This is a genomic window from Kaistia geumhonensis (assembly GCF_030815145.1).
GTDB lineage: Bacteria > Pseudomonadota > Alphaproteobacteria > Rhizobiales > Kaistiaceae > Kaistia > Kaistia geumhonensis.
On sequence record NZ_JAUSWJ010000001.1, the window covers coordinates 672,200 to 690,083 of the forward strand.

General features: G+C 68.2%; 13 protein-coding genes and 1 riboswitch. Of the genes, 11 read left to right on the forward strand and 2 right to left on the reverse strand.

Annotated elements, in window-relative coordinates; all coding sequences use genetic code 11:
- Positions 1 to 39: 39 nt before the first annotated feature.
- Positions 40 to 1,533: an alpha-glucosidase/alpha-galactosidase gene (locus QO015_RS03150; protein ID WP_266281516.1), complete on the reverse strand. Its 1,494-nt coding sequence runs from the start codon at positions 1,531 to 1,533 to the stop codon at positions 40 to 42.
- 184 nt (positions 1,534 to 1,717) lie between these two features.
- Here QO015_RS03150 and QO015_RS03155 point away from each other — a divergent pair, with 184 nt between their 5' ends.
- The 11 genes from QO015_RS03155 (at position 1,718) to QO015_RS03205 (ending at position 16,606) form a co-directional block, all read left to right on the forward strand.
- Entirely contained in the window at positions 1,718 to 2,620 is a 903-nt protein-coding gene (locus QO015_RS03155) for an AraC family transcriptional regulator (RefSeq protein ID WP_266281515.1), read from the forward strand.
- Between the two features lie 104 nt (positions 2,621 to 2,724).
- A riboswitch (guanidine-I (ykkC/yxkD leader) is annotated at positions 2,725 to 2,835 on the forward strand.
- A 121-nt stretch (positions 2,836 to 2,956) separates the two neighbouring features.
- Complete coding sequence (locus tag QO015_RS03160) at positions 2,957 to 3,994, forward strand: putative urea ABC transporter substrate-binding protein (protein ID WP_266282495.1); 1,038 nt, start codon at positions 2,957 to 2,959, stop codon at positions 3,992 to 3,994.
- A gap of 241 nt (positions 3,995 to 4,235) precedes the next feature.
- Complete coding sequence (locus tag QO015_RS03165) at positions 4,236 to 5,057, forward strand: ABC transporter permease (RefSeq protein WP_266281514.1); 822 nt, start codon at positions 4,236 to 4,238, stop codon at positions 5,055 to 5,057.
- 9 nt (positions 5,058 to 5,066) lie between these two features.
- On the forward strand, positions 5,067 to 5,903 hold the full coding sequence (locus tag QO015_RS03170; RefSeq protein WP_266281513.1) for an ABC transporter ATP-binding protein: 837 nt from the start codon (positions 5,067 to 5,069) through the stop codon (positions 5,901 to 5,903).
- Positions 5,900 to 6,736 carry an urea amidolyase associated protein UAAP1 gene (locus QO015_RS03175; protein WP_266281511.1) on the forward strand — a complete coding sequence of 279 codons (837 nt, stop codon included), beginning with the start codon at positions 5,900 to 5,902 and terminating at the stop codon, positions 6,734 to 6,736. The genes QO015_RS03170 and QO015_RS03175 overlap by 4 nt, the downstream gene beginning before the upstream one ends.
- Positions 6,737 to 6,745: 9 nt before the next feature.
- Positions 6,746 to 7,408, forward strand: a complete 663-nt coding sequence (locus QO015_RS03180; RefSeq protein WP_266281509.1) for an urea amidolyase associated protein UAAP2 — start codon at positions 6,746 to 6,748, stop codon at positions 7,406 to 7,408.
- A 5-nt stretch (positions 7,409 to 7,413) separates the two neighbouring features.
- On the forward strand, positions 7,414 to 11,067 hold the full coding sequence (gene uca, locus QO015_RS03185; RefSeq protein ID WP_266281507.1) for an urea carboxylase: 3,654 nt from the start codon (positions 7,414 to 7,416) through the stop codon (positions 11,065 to 11,067).
- Positions 11,067 to 12,878: an allophanate hydrolase gene (gene atzF, locus QO015_RS03190; RefSeq protein ID WP_266281506.1), complete on the forward strand. Its 1,812-nt coding sequence runs from the start codon at positions 11,067 to 11,069 to the stop codon at positions 12,876 to 12,878. Before uca ends, atzF begins: the two co-directional genes overlap by 1 nt.
- 78 nt (positions 12,879 to 12,956) lie before the next feature.
- Complete coding sequence (locus QO015_RS03195) at positions 12,957 to 14,219, forward strand: MgtC/SapB family protein (protein ID WP_266281505.1); 1,263 nt, start codon at positions 12,957 to 12,959, stop codon at positions 14,217 to 14,219.
- Positions 14,220 to 14,237: 18 nt separating this feature from the next.
- Positions 14,238 to 15,749 (forward strand): CYTH and CHAD domain-containing protein, encoded by a 1,512-nt coding sequence (locus QO015_RS03200; RefSeq protein WP_266281504.1) that lies wholly within the window; start codon positions 14,238 to 14,240, stop codon positions 15,747 to 15,749.
- Between the two features lie 491 nt (positions 15,750 to 16,240).
- A complete protein-coding gene (locus QO015_RS03205; RefSeq protein ID WP_266281503.1) occupies positions 16,241 to 16,606 on the forward strand; it encodes a hypothetical protein in 366 nt (121 codons plus the stop codon).
- 42 nt (positions 16,607 to 16,648) lie between these two features.
- On the opposite strand, the gene QO015_RS03210 is transcribed toward QO015_RS03205, so the two are convergent.
- On the reverse strand, positions 16,649 to 17,860 hold the full coding sequence (locus QO015_RS03210) for a WcaI family glycosyltransferase (protein ID WP_266281502.1): 1,212 nt from the start codon (positions 17,858 to 17,860) through the stop codon (positions 16,649 to 16,651).
- Positions 17,861 to 17,884: the final 24 nt, after the last annotated feature.

Genomic DNA, 17,884 nt, shown 5'->3' on the forward strand with positions numbered 1-17,884 from the left:
GCGCGGCCAAGACACCGCCGCGCCGGACGATTCCGAGCCTCAGAGCGACGGACGCGCCGCCTCGTCCAGCTCGACCGCACGCTTCTTCGCGCTTTCCGCGCGGACGACATCGACGGAGCGCACCTCGCGGCGCGCCGCGCCCTGCCAGTCCCGCGTCTTGACCGTGGACTTCGCGAGCCGGGCCTTGGCGCCCTCGATCTCGCCGGCGAATTGCGGCAGCCACCTGGCCTGCGCCACCACCATCTCGTCGACCATCTGCCACACCTCGTCGGGCGAGCAGATCGCGCCGACCAGCGGGTCGTGCAGCACGGCGAGCTTCAGGAGATCGAGATCGCCGTTTACAGCCGCGTGCACCGACATGCGCTGGACGTTGATCGAGGAAATGCAGGTCGCCGCGCAGGCCTCGGGCAAGGTGATGCCGGCGGCCATGTTCAGGCCGAAGCGATCGACGAAGCCGGGCGACTCGATGATCGCATCGGACGGCAGATTGGTGATGACGCCGTCGTTCTTGACGTTGAAATGGCCGCGATAGACGCGCCCGGTCTCCAGCGCCTCGAGGATGTGGCTCGCATGCTCGCTCGAGCGCTTGCCGTGGTCGAGCGGCTTGCCGGCGTCCTCCAGGAAGCGCGGGAAATCGGTCTCGAACCAGTTGCGGCTCTCGGTCGAGTAGCGGAGATAGCCGCCCGTCTCGCCATGGATCCAGTCGGACATGTCGATCCAGCGCTCGATCTCGTCGGGGCGCTTGCGATACCAGGGCAGGTATTCGGAGAGATGGCCGTTCGATTCCGTCGAGTAGACGCCGAAGCGCTTCAGGACGTCGATGCGCACCTTCTCCTGCTGCGAATAGACCGGATGCGCCTCGAAGGCGGCGACCAGTTCGTCCTTGCCGACCTTGCGGCCCTTGAAGCGGACGTCGATGAACCAGGTCTGATGGTTGATGCCCGAGCAGATATAGTCGAGCTCGCCCGGCTTCGCTCCGAGCACCGCCGCGATCTGCTCGCCGCCATGCTGCACGCCGTGGCAGAGGCCGATCGTGTCCACCTTGCCATATTCGATGGCGGCCCAGGTGTTCATGGCCATCGGGTTGGCATAGTTCAGGAACTTGGCGCCCGGCGCGCCGACCTCGCGGATATCCTTGCAGAAGTCGAGGATCGCCGGGATGTTGCGCTGGCCGTAGAGGATGCCGCCCGCGCAGATCGTGTCGCCGACGCACTGGTCGACGCCGTATTTCAGCGGGATGCGGATATCGTCGGCATAGGCCTCGAGCCCGCCGATGCGCACGCAGCTGATGATGTATTTCGCGCCTTCGATCGCGCGACGGCGATCGGTCGTCGCGGTGATGCGGGTCGGCAGGCCGTTGGCTTCGACGATCTTGTCGAGGATCTGCTTGATCATCGAAAGATTGTGCTCACTGACATCGGTGAGCGCGAACTCGACGTCACGCAGCTCCGGCACCGATACGATGTCTGTCATCAGCTTCTTGGTGAAGCCGACGCTTCCAGCGCCGATGATGGCGATCTTCAAACCGGACATTCGCTCCCTCGATCCGTGCCGACCGCGACAGCGGCCGAATTCCGCTCCGCCCGCATGATGGCGTCGCCCTCGGGCATCGGCATGACCATGCGTCACCGCCCGGGCCAAGGTGGCCGCAGCCGACGGTTCGTGGCATTAGTTATTCCGAAGCGCGGAACCGCGACCAGAGAGATTTTGTGCTTTCATGGGTGAAATTGTGCTCCAGAAACTGCGTGCCTACGCGCCGGTGATGAAGACCGTCTCGCTGCCGCGCGGCCGTCATCACCTGCACACGATGCCGACCAGTTCGGGCTACGAGATCCGCACGGAACCGCCCTATGAATGGGATGGCATGCAGCGCGGCCAGACGCCGTTCACGGTGCTTCAGCACACGATTTCCGGCGTCGGGCAGCTTCGCTACGAGCGGCGGCGCTACCGCATCCGTCCGGGCGAGACGATGCTGGTGATGATCCCGCACAATCACCGCTACTGGCTCGAGGCCGGGGACCGCTGGGAATATTTCTGGATATCCATGCATGGTCGCGAGGCCCTCAGGATCCATCGCGAGATCCTGGCCGCCAACGGGCCGGTGCTGCGGCTGCGCCCCGAGACCATCGAACATCTCGCGCGCTGCACGCTGCGCTTCGTGGAGGGCGAAGGCGAGACGCCCGGTGCGGCATCGGCGATCGCCTATGAGGCCGCCATGGCGCTGTTCGACGACGTGTTCGGCTCCCACACGGTGTTGCCGACCGAGGACGACGCGATCTCGCGCGCCATCCGCTTCATCCTGTCCAATCTCGACAAGCCGCTCGCAGTACCGGACCTCGCCGAGGTCGCCGGCTTCACGCGGGCGCATTTCACCCGCGTCTTCACCGAACACGAGGGGCTGCCGCCGGCCGAGTTCGTGCTGCAGCAGCGCATGCGCCGCGCCGCGTCGCTGCTCGCCAGCGACGCCTCGGTCTCGGTGAAGGATGTGGCGGTGCTGGTCGGCTTCGACGACCCCAACTATTTCGCCAAGGTCTTCCGCCGCGTGTTCGGCACGAGCCCGACGGAGTTCCGCACGACCGGCATGTACGCGACCTCGGCCGCCGGCGAGCGCCCCGGCTGACCGCATTTTCGGCACGACGCCTAAAGACCGGTCAGCGAAGGGGCGATTGTATACGCCAAACCATGCCCGGCACGCTGGCACGCGCCTTGCTTTTCATTCTGCATTGAGTTGGTGGCTAGGGTTCCGGTTCCCCTCCGAGGGAATGCTGGTCCGAGAGCTGCCGCCGGCGCGGGAGACATCCGCGCCGGGCACGGCGGGATAAAATCCCGGGAGACCTCAGTGGCCAGGAATTGGCGACGCTCAGGTCTTTGCCAATTCCCGGTTCCAGCGAAACCTTGACCGGAGTTGGCAATGCACGTGACGAAAGCTCTGAGACGCAGCCTCGCCGCCGGCCTGATGGCCACGGCCCTCGCCTTCTCCTTCGCCGGCTCCGCCGATGCCGCGCCCAAGAAGGACTTCAAGCTCGCCTGGTCGATCTATGTCGGCTGGATGCCATGGCAGTGGGCTGCCGAGCAGCGCATCGTCAAGAAATGGGCCGACAAATACGGCATCAGCATCGATGTCGTGCAGGTCAACGACTATGTCGAATCGATCAACCAGTACACGGCCGGCGGCTTCGATGCCGTCACGCTGACCAATATGGACGGGCTTTCGATCCCGGCCGCGGGCGGCATCGACACGACCGCGCTCCTCGTGGGCGACTTCTCCAACGGCAATGACGCGGTCATCCTCAAGGACAAGACGGCGCTGGCGGACATCAAGGGCCAGAAGGTCAACCTCGTCGAGTTCTCGGTCTCGCACTACCTGCTCGCCCGCGCCCTCGCCTCGATCGGCCTCACCGAGCGCGATCTCAGCGTCGTCTCGACTTCCGATGCCGACATGGTGGCAGCCTGGGCGACGCCGGAGGTGACCGCCGTCGTCACCTGGAACCCGCTGGTCGCCGAGATCATAGCGACGCCGGGCGCCAACAAGGTGTTCGATTCCTCGCAGATCCCCGGCGAGATCATCGACCTCACGGCCGTCAACACCGAGACGCTGAAGGACAATCCCGCCTTCGGCAAGGCGCTCGCCGGCGCCTGGTACGAGACCATGGCGATCATGTCGTCGGACACGCCCGAAGGTAAGGCGGCCCGCGAGGCGATGGGCAAGGCTTCCGGCACCGATCTCGCCGGCTACGAAGCGCAGCTCAAGGCGACGCGCATGTTCTTCAAGCCGGACGAGGCCGCCGCCTTCGCCAAGAGCCCGGAGATCGGCGCCACGATGGACCATGTGCGCAGCTTCCTGTTCGACCATGGCCTGCTCGGCAACGGCGCCGACTCGGCCGACGTCGTCGGCATCGAGCTCGCCGACGGCAAGGTGCTCGGCGACACGGGCAATGTGAAGTTCCGCTTCACGGACGCATACATGGCCGACGCCGCAGCCGGAAAGCTCTGAGCGTGGTTCCGGGCGGGTCGCGCATGATGTGGGATGCCACGGCCTGCGGGAGCTCGGTCCGGGCGGCCGCCCATGGCGGTCGTCCAGGCTTGGACGCTGCCCCATCATTTCCGCCGCGCCCCCTCCCCAACCCTCCCCCGATTCGCGGGAGAGGGAGTTGCCCCTCGCCCGGCTGCGCGCTCGATGACGGGCGGGTTCGGCTGTCGCCGCGCGGGGCGAACGGACCAGGGGAGCGCTCGTCATGCGGCTGATCAATCGTCGGCCGAACGCGGGTGCCGGGCGCATTCTCGCGCTGCTGCCCTTCATCGTCGTGCTCGGCGCCTATCTCGTCGGTTCGGCGGCGCGGCTTGCCGAGAACCCGAACGACAAGCTGTTGCCGAGCCTCTCGTCGCTCGGCGCGGCGCTGCAGCGCATGGCCTTCTCGACCGACCCGCGCACCGGCGACATCCTGATGCTGGTCGATACCGAGGCGAGCCTCTACCGCCTCGCCGCGGCGCTGGCGATCGCCGTCGCGATCGGCCTCGTCCTCGGCATCGCGATCGGCCTGCTGCCCTATTTCCGCGCCGGCCTCGGCGCGTTCGTCGCCGTGGTGTCGATGGTGCCGCCGCTAGCGCTGCTGCCGATCCTCTTCATCACCATGGGCCTCGGCGAGGCATCGAAGATCGCGCTGATCGTCATCGGCGTCGCGCCCTGCCTCGTCCGCGACGTGGCGCTCAGGGTCGGCGACCTGCCGCCGCAGCAGATGATCAAGGCGCAGACGCTCGGCGCCTCGACCTGGCAGATCGTGCTGCGCGTGGTGCTGCCGCAGACCCTGCCGCGGCTCATCGATTCGCTCCGCCTGCAGATCGGGCCGGCCTGGCTGTTCCTGATCGCCGCCGAAGCCATCGCCTCCGAGTCGGGCCTCGGCTACCGCATCTTCCTCGTGCGGCGCTATCTCGCGATGGACGTGATCCTCACCTATGTCATCTGGATCACGCTGCTCGCCTTCCTGATGGACCGCGGGCTCGCGCTCTTGCAGCGACGCGCCTTCCCCTGGTTCGCAGCCGCCCGTGCGACGGGCTGAGGGGCGGCGATGAGCGTCATCAGCGTCAAGGACGTCTGGAAAGAGTACGACGACCGTGTCGTGCTGGAGGCGATCAGCCTCGAGATCGAGCCTCGCGCGTTCGTCGCGCTGGTCGGGCCGTCCGGCTGCGGCAAGACCACCTTCCTGCGCATGCTTCTCTCCGAGGAGAGGCCGGACCGCGGCACCATCGCTATTGACGGTGCTCCGCTTCCGGACGAGCCGGATTCCGGACGTGGCGTCGTGTTCCAGCGCTATTCCGTGTTTCCGCATCTGACTGTGCTCGGCAATGTCGTGCTCGGGCTCGAGCTGAAGGCCGCGCCCCTCCTTGGCCGCCTTTTCGGAGGCGCCCGCCGCGCGGCGGAGACGGAGGCGCGCGAGGTTCTCGCCGCCGTCGGGCTCGGTGGCGCGGAGGCGAAATATCCCTCTCAGCTCTCGGGCGGCATGCAGCAGCGCCTCGCCCTGGCGCAGGCGCTCATCGCGAAGCCCAAGGTGCTGCTGCTTGACGAGCCTTTCGGCGCGCTCGACCCCGGAATCCGCGCCGAAATCCATCTACTGATGCAGCGGCTCTGGCACGAGCGGCCGCTGACCGTCGTCATGGTGACGCACGACATGTCGGAAGCCTTCACCCTCGCGACCCGCGTCATCGCCTTCGAGCGGCGGCGCAACGAGCCGTCCGACGGCGGGCGCTACGGCGCGACCATCACGCGCGACATCGAGGTCTGGCCGAGGCGGATCGCCGGCCAGCCGAGACCATCGCGGACATCATCCTTGCCCGGCCGGGACGACCCGGCGCCTCTGACGGGAGCCAACCGGGACGACCCGGCCATCGAGGGAGCCACGCCGTGAACGAGGCGACAGACCCGGCCATCGACAAGGCCGCGACGATCGAGGCGCTGCGCAAGCGCTATGAAGAACTGAAGGCCGCAGGCGACAGCGCCGCGCCGCGCGCGCTGCCGCCGCCGACGGAGGCCGGCGCCGCACCGCTTTCCGACGCGGACATCATCCATCGCGAGACGATCCCCGGCGGCTGGTACACGACCTTCACGATCGCCGCCGGCCACGGGCTGAGGCTCGTCAACACGTCCGCGACCGGGGGCGTCTCGCTCTTCGCCTGGAACGCGCGGGATACCAGCGAGCGCTACAACAGCGCCGATACCGTCAAGATCCAGTGGACGGCGGAGCTTCGGAAGGGCCGCGTGCTCTTCTCCGACATGGGGCGGGTCCTGTTCTCGATCGTCGAGGACACGACCGGCGCGCATGACACGATCGTCGGCGGCTCGACACCGGCTTCCAATCTGCGGAAATATGGCCAGGCCGACCTGCGCTCGACGCGCGGGAACATGCTGCTCGCCGCCGCCAAGCACGGCCTCGGCCTCCGCGATCTCGCTCCGGTCATCACCTTCTTCGCGCCGGTCGCTGTCGGCGGGGAGGGCGCGCTCGTCTGGCGAGACGGCATCGTCAAGGCGGGCGACTTCGTCGATCTGCGCGCCGAGCTCGACCTCATCGTCGCCGTTTCCAACTGCCCGCATCCGCTGGCGCCCGACGCCGCCTTCGCACCGGGGCCAATCGACGCGATCCTGCATCGCCTGCCGATGCCGGCTGCGGACGATCTCTGCCGCACGGCCACCGCCGAAGCCCGACGCGGCTTCGAGAACAACGCCGCCTATGCGCTGGCCTGAGGGACGATCATGAACCAGCGCCCGAACTTCTCCGCCCTCCCCGTCGCCCTCGACCCGGCGAAAGCGATCTACGACTTCACCATTCCCGCCAACCAGCCCTGGACCGGCATCGTCCGCCGCGGCCAGGTGCTGCGCATCATCGATGTCGAGGGCCAGCAGGCCGTCGACACGCTGTTCTATTCGCTGGCCGACACCTCGGAGCGCTACAGCGCGCAGGACACGATCCTGGAACAGGGCGCGCCCTATGTGACGACCGGCACGCGGCTGATGTCGAATATCGGCAATGTGCTGGCGACCGTCGTCGCCGATACATGCGGGCGGCACGACACCTCGGCGGGGGCCTGCTCCTGCGAGGCGAACATCGTGCGCTTCGGCCATCACACCAAATACATGCATGCCTGCCGCGAGAACTTCATCGTCGCGATGAGCCGCCATGGCATGACGAAGCGCGACATCGTGCCGAACATCAACTTCTTCATGAATGTGCCGATCGAGCCGGACGGGAAGCTCGCCATCGTCGACGGCGTCTCGCGGCCGGGCGACCATGTCGACATCCTCGCGGCGATGGACCTGATCTCCGCCATCTCCAACTGTCCGCAGGTCAACAATCCCTGCAACGGCTTCAATCCGACGCCGGTGCGCGTGATGATCTTCGACCCGGCGATCGCCTGACAGCCATGTTCAGCAAGGTTCTCATCGCCAACCGGGGCGAGATCGCCGGCCGGATCGTCCGGACTTTGCGCCGGATGGGCATCGCCTCCGTCGCCGTCCATTCCGAGGCCGACCGCTTCACGCGGCCGGTGCTCGATGCCGACGAGCGCGTCGCCATCGGTCCTTCGCCAGCGAAGGACAGCTATCTCAACATCGACGCCATCGTCGCGGCCTGCCGTGCAACCGGCGCCGAGGCCGTGCATCCGGGCTATGGCTTCCTCTCCGAAAATGCAGGTTTCGCCGAGCGCCTCGCGGCCGAGGGCATCCGCTTCATCGGGCCGCGGCCTCAACATCTGACGGCGTTCGGGCTCAAGCACACCGCCCGCGCGCTGGCCGAGGCTTCGGGCGTCCCCCTCCTTCCCGGCAGCGGCCTGATCGCCTCGGCCGGGGAGGCGCTCGCGGCGGCCGAGGTGGTGGGTTATCCGGTGATGCTGAAGAGCACCGCCGGCGGCGGCGGCATCGGCATGCAGCTTTGCCGCGACGCGGCCGAGCTTTCCGCCCGCTTCGAGGCCGTGCAGCGCATGGCCGGCAGCAGCTTCGGCGATGCGCGCGTCTATCTCGAGCGCTTCGTGGCGCGTGCCCGCCATGTCGAGGTGCAGATCTTCGGCGACGGGCAGGGCCGCGTGGTGGCGCTCGGCGAGCGCGACTGCTCGCTGCAGCGGCGCAACCAGAAGGTGATCGAGGAGACGCCGGCCCCGGGCCTCCCCGACGAGGTACGCGCCACGCTGCACCGGGCCGCCATCGCCCTCGGCGAGAGCGTCGCCTATGAATCGGCCGGTACGGTCGAGTTCATCTATGACGTGGCGCGCGGAGACGTCTCGTTCCTCGAGGTCAATACGCGCCTGCAGGTCGAGCATCCGGTGACGGAGGCGGTGTTCGGCATCGACCTCGTCGAATGGATGATCCGCCAGGCGGCCGGCGAACTGACACTGCCGCTACAGGAGACGCTCGTTCCGCGCGGCGCGGCAATCGAGGCCCGGCTCTATGCCGAGAATCCGCAGGCCGATTTCCGGCCGTCGACGGGGCTTCTGACCGAGGTCCGGTTCCCGGAGGATGTCCGGGTCGATCGCTGGATCGAGACCGGCACGGAGGTGACGCCCTATTACGATCCGCTGCTCGCCAAGGTGATCGTCGCGGCACCCGACCGCGCGAGCGCGATCGAGAAGCTCGAAGCCGCGCTCGCAGCCTCGCGGGTCGATGGCATCGAGACCAATCTCGACTATCTCGGCGCCATCGCGCGGTCGGAGATGTTCCGGAGCGGCGAGGTCTCGACGGCCGCGCTCAGGACCCTCCCCTTCGAGCCACGCGCGATCGAGGTGATCGCGCCGGGCGCCCAGACCAGCGTGCAGGACTGGCCCGGCCGCCTCGGCCTGTGGAATGTCGGCGTGCCGCCATCCGGACCGATGGACAGCCGCTCGCACCGCCTCGCCAACCGCATCGTCGGCAATGACGAGCGGGCGGCGGCGCTGGAGATGACGGTCGCAGGGCCGACGCTTCGCTTCCACCGCGCCGCCGTGATCGCCATCACCGGCGCCGACATGGCGCCGAAGCTGGACGGAGCGCTGATCGCGGCCTTCGAGCCGGTCGCGGTCCCGGCCGGAGCCGTACTTTCCTTCGGGCCGGTCGGCGGTCCCGGCCAGCGCGCCTATCTGGCGGTCCGCGGCGGCATTGATGCTCCGCTCTTCCTGGGCTCGCGGGCGAATTTCAGCCTCGGCCGGTTCGGCGGCCACGCCACCGGCACACTGGTGGCCGGCGACGTGCTCAAGATCGGCGACCTCGCCGTGACGCAGCCCTTGGCCGTGTCCGAGGCCGAGCGGCCGGACCTGGTGCGGGAATGGGTGATCGGCGTCCGCTCCGGCCCCCACGGCGCGCCCGACTTCTTTACCGAAGACGACATCGGGACGCTGTTCTCGGCCCGGTACGAGGTTCACTTCAACTCCTCGCGCACCGGCGTCCGCCTGATCGGCCCGCAGCCGCGATGGGCACGCGCCGATGGCGGGGAAGCCGGGCTGCACCCCTCCAACATCCATGACAACGCCTATGCCATCGGCGCCATCGACTTCACCGGCGACATGCCGATCATTCTCGGCCCGGACGGCCCCAGCCTCGGCGGCTTCGTCTGCCCGGCGGTGATCGCCCGCGACGAACTCTGGAAGATGGGGCAGCTGAAGCCCGGGGACGGCGTGAGGTTCGTCGAGGCTGAAGGCCAGGGCGCTCCGGCTGAAGACTCCCGTCCCCAGCCCTCCCCCGCTTCGCAGGAGTGGGAGCGGGCGGAGCCCGTCACCATCATCGATGCCAGCCGCGATCAGCCCTCTCCCCCCTTGTGGGGGAGAGAGCGTGCGGCGGGCCTTCCACCGCACCCCGCCTCGCCTGTCCTCGCCACGCGCGATGACGGCCCGGTGCGCGTCGTCTATCGCCGCGCCGGCGACGACAATCTGTTGGTCGAGTTCGGCCCGATGGCGCTCGACATCGCGCTCCGTCTCCGCGTCCACCTGATGATGGAAGCCGTGTCGGCGGCGAAGCTGCCCGGCATCATCGACCTGACCCCCGGCATCCGCTCGCTGCAGGTTCATTTCGACGGGACGAGCCTTTCGATGGCGCGTCTCATCGATGCGCTGCAGGCGATCGAAGCCGCGCTTCCGGCTGTCGACGACGTGACCGTGCCGTCGCGCATCGTCCACCTGCCGCTCTCCTGGAACGATCCGTCGGTCCAGCTGGCAATGCGCAAGTACCAGGAACTGGTGCGGCCTGATGCGCCCTGGTGTCCGTCGAACATCGAATTCATCCGCCGCATCAACGGCCTCGACACGATCGAGGATGTGAAGCGCATCGTGTTCGACGCGGACTATCTCGTGCTCGGGCTCGGCGACGTCTATCTCGGCGCGCCGGTGGCGACGCCGCTCGATCCGCGACACCGCCTCGTGACGACCAAATACAATCCGGCCCGCACCTGGACGCCGGAAAACGCGGTCGGCATCGGCGGCGCCTATCTCTGCATCTATGGCATGGAGGGGCCGGGCGGCTACCAGCTGTTCGGGCGGACGATCCAGATGTGGAACGCCTGGCGGCAGACGCCGGAGTTCACGCCGGGCCATCCCTGGCTGCTGCGCTTTTTCGACCGCATCCGCTTCTTCGAAGTGAGCGAGGCGGAGCTCGCGGAGGCGCGCGCCGCCTTCCCGCATGGGCGCTACCCCGTGCGCATCGAGGAGACGCGCTTCTCGCATGCCGACTATGCGAGGTCGCTCGCCGACAATGCCGAAGGCATCGCGGCGTTCAAGGCGCGACAGCAGGCCGCCTTCGAGGCCGAGCGGCTCGACTGGAAGACGCGCGGGCTCGACAGCTTCGTCAGCGACGACGGCGGGCCGGCGGCAGAGAGCGACACCGACATTCCGGACGGCCAGCAGGCCGTCGCCGCGCATATGACGGGCAATGTCTGGAAGATACTGGTGGATGAAGGCGCGATGGTGGAGGCCGGCCAGCCGGTCGTCATCGTCGAATCGATGAAGATGGAAATGGAAATCGCGACGCCCGTGGCGGGCCGTGTCGCCGGCCTGCGCTGTCAGGTCGGACGGACGGTGCGCGCCGGCGATATTGTCGCGCTGATTGAAGGAGCCCCGTGATGCTGCCGACTTTTCTCGATATCGCGACGCTCTCGAAGGGCTATCGCAGCGGCGCCTTCACGCCGGTCGACGTCATCCGCGCCGTGATCGAGCGCATCGAAGCCTGGCCGGACCGCGCCGTCTGGATCTCGCGCTTCGACGACGCGGCGCTGGTCGCGGCGGCCGAGGCGCTCGTGGCGGCCGGAGCCCCCTCCGACGACCAGCCGCTCTGGGGAATCCCCTTCGCGGTGAAGGACAATATCGACGTCGCCGGGCTCGAGACGACCGCCGCCTGCCCCGCCTTCGCCTATCGTCCGGACCGCGACGCGACGGTCGTAGCGCGGCTGAAGGCAGCCGGCGCCATCGTCGTCGGCAAGACCAATCTCGACCAGTTCGCGACCGGCCTCAACGGCACCCGCTCGCCTTATGGCGCGCCACGCTCCGTGTTCAACGAGGCCTATGTCTCGGGCGGCTCCTCCTCGGGCTCGGCGGTCGCCGTCGCCTCGGGACAGGTTGCCTTCGCGCTCGGGACGGATACGGCAGGATCCGGGCGCATTCCTGCGGCCTTCAACAATCTCGTCGGGGTTAAGCCCTCGCGCGGCATGCTCTCGGGCAGCGGGCTGGTGCCGGCCTGCCGCAGCCTCGACTGCATCACCGTGATGGCGGGGACGGCGGGCGATGCCGACCTCGTGCGCCGCGTCGCGGCCGGGTACGACGCGGCCGATCCCTATTCGCGCGATCTTCCGGCGGCGGCCCTGCCGGCGGGTGGCTTCCGCTTCGGCGTCCTCGATGCCGAGGAGCGCGAGTTCTTCGGCGACGACGCGACGGAAGCGCTCTACGACGCGGCGATCGCCCGGCTCGAGGCGCTCGGCGGCACGGCGGTGCCGATCGACTATGCCCCGTTCCGCGAATGCGCCGCGCTGCTTTATGGCGGCCCATGGGTCGCCGAGCGGCTGGCCGCGATCGAGACCTTCGTGGACGACAACGCCGAGGCGATGGACCCGACCGTACGCACGATCGTGGAGGGCGCGCGCGCCTATTCGGCGGTCGACGCCTTTCGCGGGCAGTACCGTCTCGAGGAATTGCGCAAGCTGACGGACACGCAATGGGCGCTGATGGACGTGCTGCTGCTGCCGACTGCGCCGACGGCCTACACGGTCGAGGCGATGAAGGCCGATCCGATCCGCCTCAACTCCAATCTCGGCCGCTACACCAATTTCGTGAACCTGCTCGATTGCAGCGCCATTGCGATTCCCGCCGGCTTCCGGCCGGACGGAATGCCCGGCGGCGTGACGCTGATCGGCCCCGCCTTCGCGGATGCAGCGCTGGCGGAGCTGGGCGACCGGCTGCACCGGGCATCGCCCTTCGGCATGGGCCGCGACACGGCGGCCCTGCTGCCAGAGGCGAGCCGCATCGCTGCCCCGGCCGAGGAGCTTCTTCCGGTCGTCGTCGTCGGCGCGCATCTCTCGGGCATGCCGCTCAACCCGCAGCTGACCACCGCAGGCGGCCGGCTGTTGAAGACCTGCCGCACGGCCGCCGACTATCGTCTCTACGTCCTCCCCGACACCGTGCCTCCGAAGCCGGGCCTCATCCGCGATCCCGGCTTTGCCGGCGACGGCCTCGCGGTCGAAGTGTGGGGGCTTTCGGCGGCCGCTTTCGGCGCCTTCGTCAACGCCATTCCCGCGCCGCTCGGCGTCGGCAAGGTGACGCTCGACGACGGGTCGCAAGCGACCGGCTTCCTCTGTGAGCCCTATGCCGTCAAGGGCGCCCGCGAGATCACCGCGCTCGGCGGCTGGCGCGCCTATATCGCCGAGAAGACGGCGATCGTCTGACGGTCGCCGCATGACTTGATCGAGATCGAGTCTTGGCACCCCGATTGCGGTATCCTTTGCCGTGATCGGGGGAAGGGCATGGACTCGGATCTGGCTCTCAGACTGGCGCTGGCCCTTGGCATCGGGCTCGTCGTGGGCCTCGAGCGCGGCTGGCGCGAGCGGGAGGCCTCGCCGGGGAGCCGCACGGCGGGCCTGCGCACCTATGCGCTCTCCGGGCTCCTCGGAGGCATTGTGGCCGCCGTGTCTCGGGCGGCCGAAGCGCCGGTGCTGATCGGCTTCGGCTTCGTCGGCTTCATCGCCATCTTCGCCTGGTTCAAGCGCGACGAGAGCCGGGCGGACCGCGACTTCAGCGTCACCGGCACCGTGGCGGCGATGCTCGTCTTCATGCTCGGCGTCCTCAGCGTCGTGGGCGACCGCGAGATCGCCGCCGCCGGCGGCATCGCAACCGCCGCGCTCCTCGCGGCGCGCGAGTGGCTGCACGCGCTCGTGGCGCGCATCACCTGGGCGGAGATGCGGTCCAGCCTGCTGCTCCTGGCGATGACCGTCATCGTGCTGCCGCTGCTGCCCGATCGCGCGCTCGATCCGCTCGGAGCGCTCAATCCGCGCGCGATCTGGATGCTGACCATCCTCATCGCCGGGCTTTCCTATGCCGGCTATCTCGGCATGCGCGTACTCGGCCCCTCACGCGGCGTGCTGGTGGCGGCTCTCACGGGCGGGATGGTCTCGTCCACCGCCGTCACGGTCGCCTTCGCCCGCCGATCGGCAGGGGGCGAGGACGGAAGGCTGCTCGCAGCCGGGGCGGCCGCGGCGGGCGCGGTTTCCATCACCCGCGTCCTTGTCGTCGCGGCGGCGATCCAGCCCGCCCTGGCGCCGCTCCTCGTGGCCTATGCGGTTCCGGCGGCGCTGGTGCTCGCCGCCCCCGCCGTGCGGCTCGCCTTCCAGCGAGCGCCCGCCGGAGAAGGCGGCGTCGCGCTCGGGAACCCGTTCGAGCTTCTGCCCGTTCTCGGATTCGCGGGTCTCCTCGCCGGCGTCGGCCTCCTTGCCGCCTTAGTCAGCCAGCGCTTCGGAGCCGCCGGTCTCTATCCACTCGGAGCGCTGTCGGGACTCGCAGATGTCGATGCCTTCACTCTCTCAACCGCCCGGCTCGCCGGTCGATCGATCGGGATCGCCGAGGCAGGTTACGCGATCCTCATCTGCGTCGGCGTCAACGCGCTGGCTCGCGCCGGCTATGGCGCCGCGGTCGGCGATCGTCGCTTCGGCGGGCGCATCGCCTTCTTCAGCCTCGCTGCGATCGCCGTGGGCGGCGCCTCGGGTCTCGTCCTCGGCGCCGCATACCCCTGAGAAGGATGATCGCCAGCAATGAAGGACGAAGCCGACAGAGGGGTCGAGACCGAACTCAAATTCGCCATCGATGCCGCGGATCTCCCGGCCCTTCGCGCACATCGGATGTTCGCGGGCCTCGCAGACAAGCGGCAACTGCTGGAAGCGACCTATTTCGATACGCCCGATAACTTGCTCCACGAGGCCGGCTTCTCACTGCGGCTGCGACGCTCGGGCGACACGGTGGTGCAGACGCTGAAGGGCAAGCGGCCGGGCGGCTCCGGCTTGCTGCACCGAGACGAGCACGAGCGTGTCGTCGCCGATGGCATGCTGGACGAGCCGGCGCTGGCCGAAGGACTGCCGCCCGATCTGCTGCACCGCGTGCGCGGCCGGCTGGAGCCGCGCTTCTCGATGGTCGTGACGCGCAGCGCATGGACGATCGAGGAAGGCGACGGGGTGGTCGAGGTCAGCACCGACGAAGGCCGGATCATCGCTGGCGAACGCAGCGAGCCGATCGCCGAGGTCGAGTTCGAACTGCTTTCCGGCGATCCGGCCGCCCTGTTCGCGCTGGCCCGGTCGGCGCTCATCGCCATACCGCTGCATCTCCAGCCGCTCGCAAAGTCCGATCGTGGCTATCGGCTCTGTGGCGGCAAGGCGGACAGTTTCACGGGAACCGTCCTGCCGCTCGATCCGCAGGCGACCGCCGCGGCGGCGCTGCGCAGCCTGGCCGAGCCGCTGGTGCGCGCCATCGCGGTCGAACGCGCGACCGTCATGACCGACAGCGACGCCGAGGCGGTCCACCGGCTCCGCGTGCTGCTGCGCAAGCAACGGACACTGTTTGACCTCGCCGACGCCATGCTGCCCGGCACGCTGCCGCCCGTATTGGCCGCAACCATTCGCGAGGCCTTCAAGAGGCTCGGCGAGGCCCGCGATCTGGACATCCTGCAGGCCGTCATCCCCGTCAACCAGATGGAAGCGGCCGACCAGCTCTCGACCATCGCCCGCGCCCGCAATGCCGCGCTGCTCAGGGCCCGAACGGTCCTCGCCTCGCGCGCGTTCGCCGAGGCGCTGCTCGATCTGCTGGCCTTTGCCGAGGGGATAGGACACCTCGCGACGGACAGCGCCGCCGACGTCCCCGCCGTTACCGCCGCTGCATCGGCGCTGGACGAGCGCTGGCGCTCCATCCGAGACAGCCGCCGGCCGGGGCGGCTGCGACCCGCCGCGCGGCACAAGCTGCGCATTCGCGCCAAATGGCTGCGCGACGCGACCGAGTTCCTTGCCGGCCTCTTCGCTGATGCGAAATCCGAAAAACGGGCGGGCGACCTCATGAACGATCTTCGTGATTTGCAGGGCGCGCTCGGAGCGCTCAACGATCGCGACAGCGCCTGGCGTCTCGGCAAGGTCTGGCTCGGCAAGCCGCTCTCGGCCTCGCTCGGACTGAAGCCGGACTCACGCGCCGAAAAGGGTGGCGTCCACGACGCCGACGCGGCGTTCCGCAGCCTCAGGAAGTGTCGCAGATACTGGCGCGGCGCCGCGCCTTCCGCTCAATGAGCGCCGTCGGGCAAGGAGCTTCGCGCGGAGCCCGAGAGCGTCCGGGCGATCCCATAGGGCACCCAGGTCGGCAGCCAGCGATAGGGATGCCCCTTCGGCAGCTTCAGTCGATTGCGCCGCGCCTGCATCGCTTCCCGGCGGGCGCGTTCGGGCGTGAGCGGAAGAGGGTACCGGCTCACCAATGGGTCGACAGGACGAAGATCGTTCATTGCCGCACTCCCGCATCCGGTGGGAGAATGGGGTCATCCGAAAGGATGATCCCGCAGCGCAATATGCCCGATTGCATCGCAACACGCCAGATACGACACGTGGTCCTGTCGCGCAATAGACGCAAGAATGGCGCGACTCTTTGGCGTGCGGCATGTCAGTGTCGGCAACAGTCCCGCCGCCTTCCGTCTCGCGCCTTTGCAGACGATGATCCCGTTCCCGCGTTTCTGACACGGAGCTGTGACGACGATCATTGATGAGAAGTTGCACCTTCGATCTGTTCCATGGTGAAAGTCCGCAACGGACTTCGACTCATGCTAGGGAATCAAGCCGACCGCGCCGCAGTGCGCGGCGCGCTCGGGAGGCACTCCATGCCAGAACAGACGCCTGCGACGCGGCGGCGCAGTCAGAGGCGATCGTCGGGATCGCGCACTGGCGAACGGGGTCTGGAGCCGACCGATCCGATCGTGAGCGTCTATCCGCTGCCGATGGACGAAAAGCGCGCCCGCGAGGAAGCCAGCCGCGCCCGCCGGCTCGGCAAGAAGTTGCCGATCGGCCATCCCTATCGCGGGCTTCCGCTGTGGCTGCCATACTGGCTGGCGCGATTGATCAACGGTTCGGCCGCGAGTTCGAAGCCGAAAAAAGACTGACCGATCCGTTGATGCAGAGAAGGCCGGATCGCCCGGCCCCCGTCAGGTCTCGAGCGCTTCCGTGAACCGCTTGAGGCCGTCGCTTCGCGACAGCTGCGCCGAGAGCTGGGATTGCAGCACGCGATCCGTGGTGAGCTTCTGGCGCGCCACGTCGCGGATCGCTTCGGCAAGCTTCTCCGAATCGCCCGGCGGCGTGATGAAGGCCGCCTGGCCGAGAAACTCGAAGATCTCCGTGCCGGACGCCGCCGTCACGACGATGGGCCTGCCCGAGGCGAGCATTCCGCCGAGCTTCGACGGCAGCACCAGATCGGCGGCGTTGGCGTCCTGCGGCAGCGCATGCAGGTCCGCCATGTTGAGGAAGGCGTTGAGCCGCTCATAGGGCTGGAACGGCAGGAAGCGCACCGTGTCGAGCTTGCCGTAGCGCGCGACGAGATCGGTCTTGGCCGGCCCTTCCCCCGCAATCACGAAGCGGATCGAGCGATCGCCGGCGAGACGCTCGGCCGCGTCGAGGAGGACATGCAGCCCCTGCTTGGCGCCGATATTCCCCGAATAGAGAACGACGAAATCGTCGTCGGCATAACCGAGTTCCTGCCGGTAGGGACTCGGCCCATCGAGCGGGAAGATCTGGTCGAGATCGACCCAGTTGCGGATGACGCTGACCCTGGCCTCCGGCACGCCCTTCTCGGCGATCTTTTCGGCCATGCGATTGGAGATGGTTACGACGCGATCAAATCCGCGCATCACGACGCGCTCGAAGGCATAGCCGAGACGCTTCAGCCAGGTCTTGCTGCCGAGATGGCCTACGGCGAAGGCCGCGTCCACCTCGAGGTCCTGGACATGCAGAATGCTGCGAGCGCCCGTGAGCTTGGCCGCCAGCAGGGCCGCGGGAGCGGCGATCAGCGTCGGCTCGATGCAGAGCAGCGTATCGGGACGATGGCGGATAAACTGCCAGAGCACCGCCGGAAGGGAGGTCGCGGCGAAACTGATCGGCGCGATCAGCCGCCAGACACCTTCCATCCGCTCGCGCAGAAGCAGCGGACAACGAACGACCGTGACGCCGTTCAGCGTCTCGGTCTGGTAGGCGTTGCGATAGGGAGCCTGCACGCGCCAGCCGGGATAGTGAGCCGGCGTCGTCACGACGACGACCGACTTGCCCTCCGCCGCCAGATGCTCGGCAATCTCGCCGGTGTAGCGGCCTACGCCCGCCATTTCGGGGGCGTAGTTCATGCCGTAGACGAGGACCTTGTGGGTCATGAGCTTCCCGGGCTCGATCCGTCC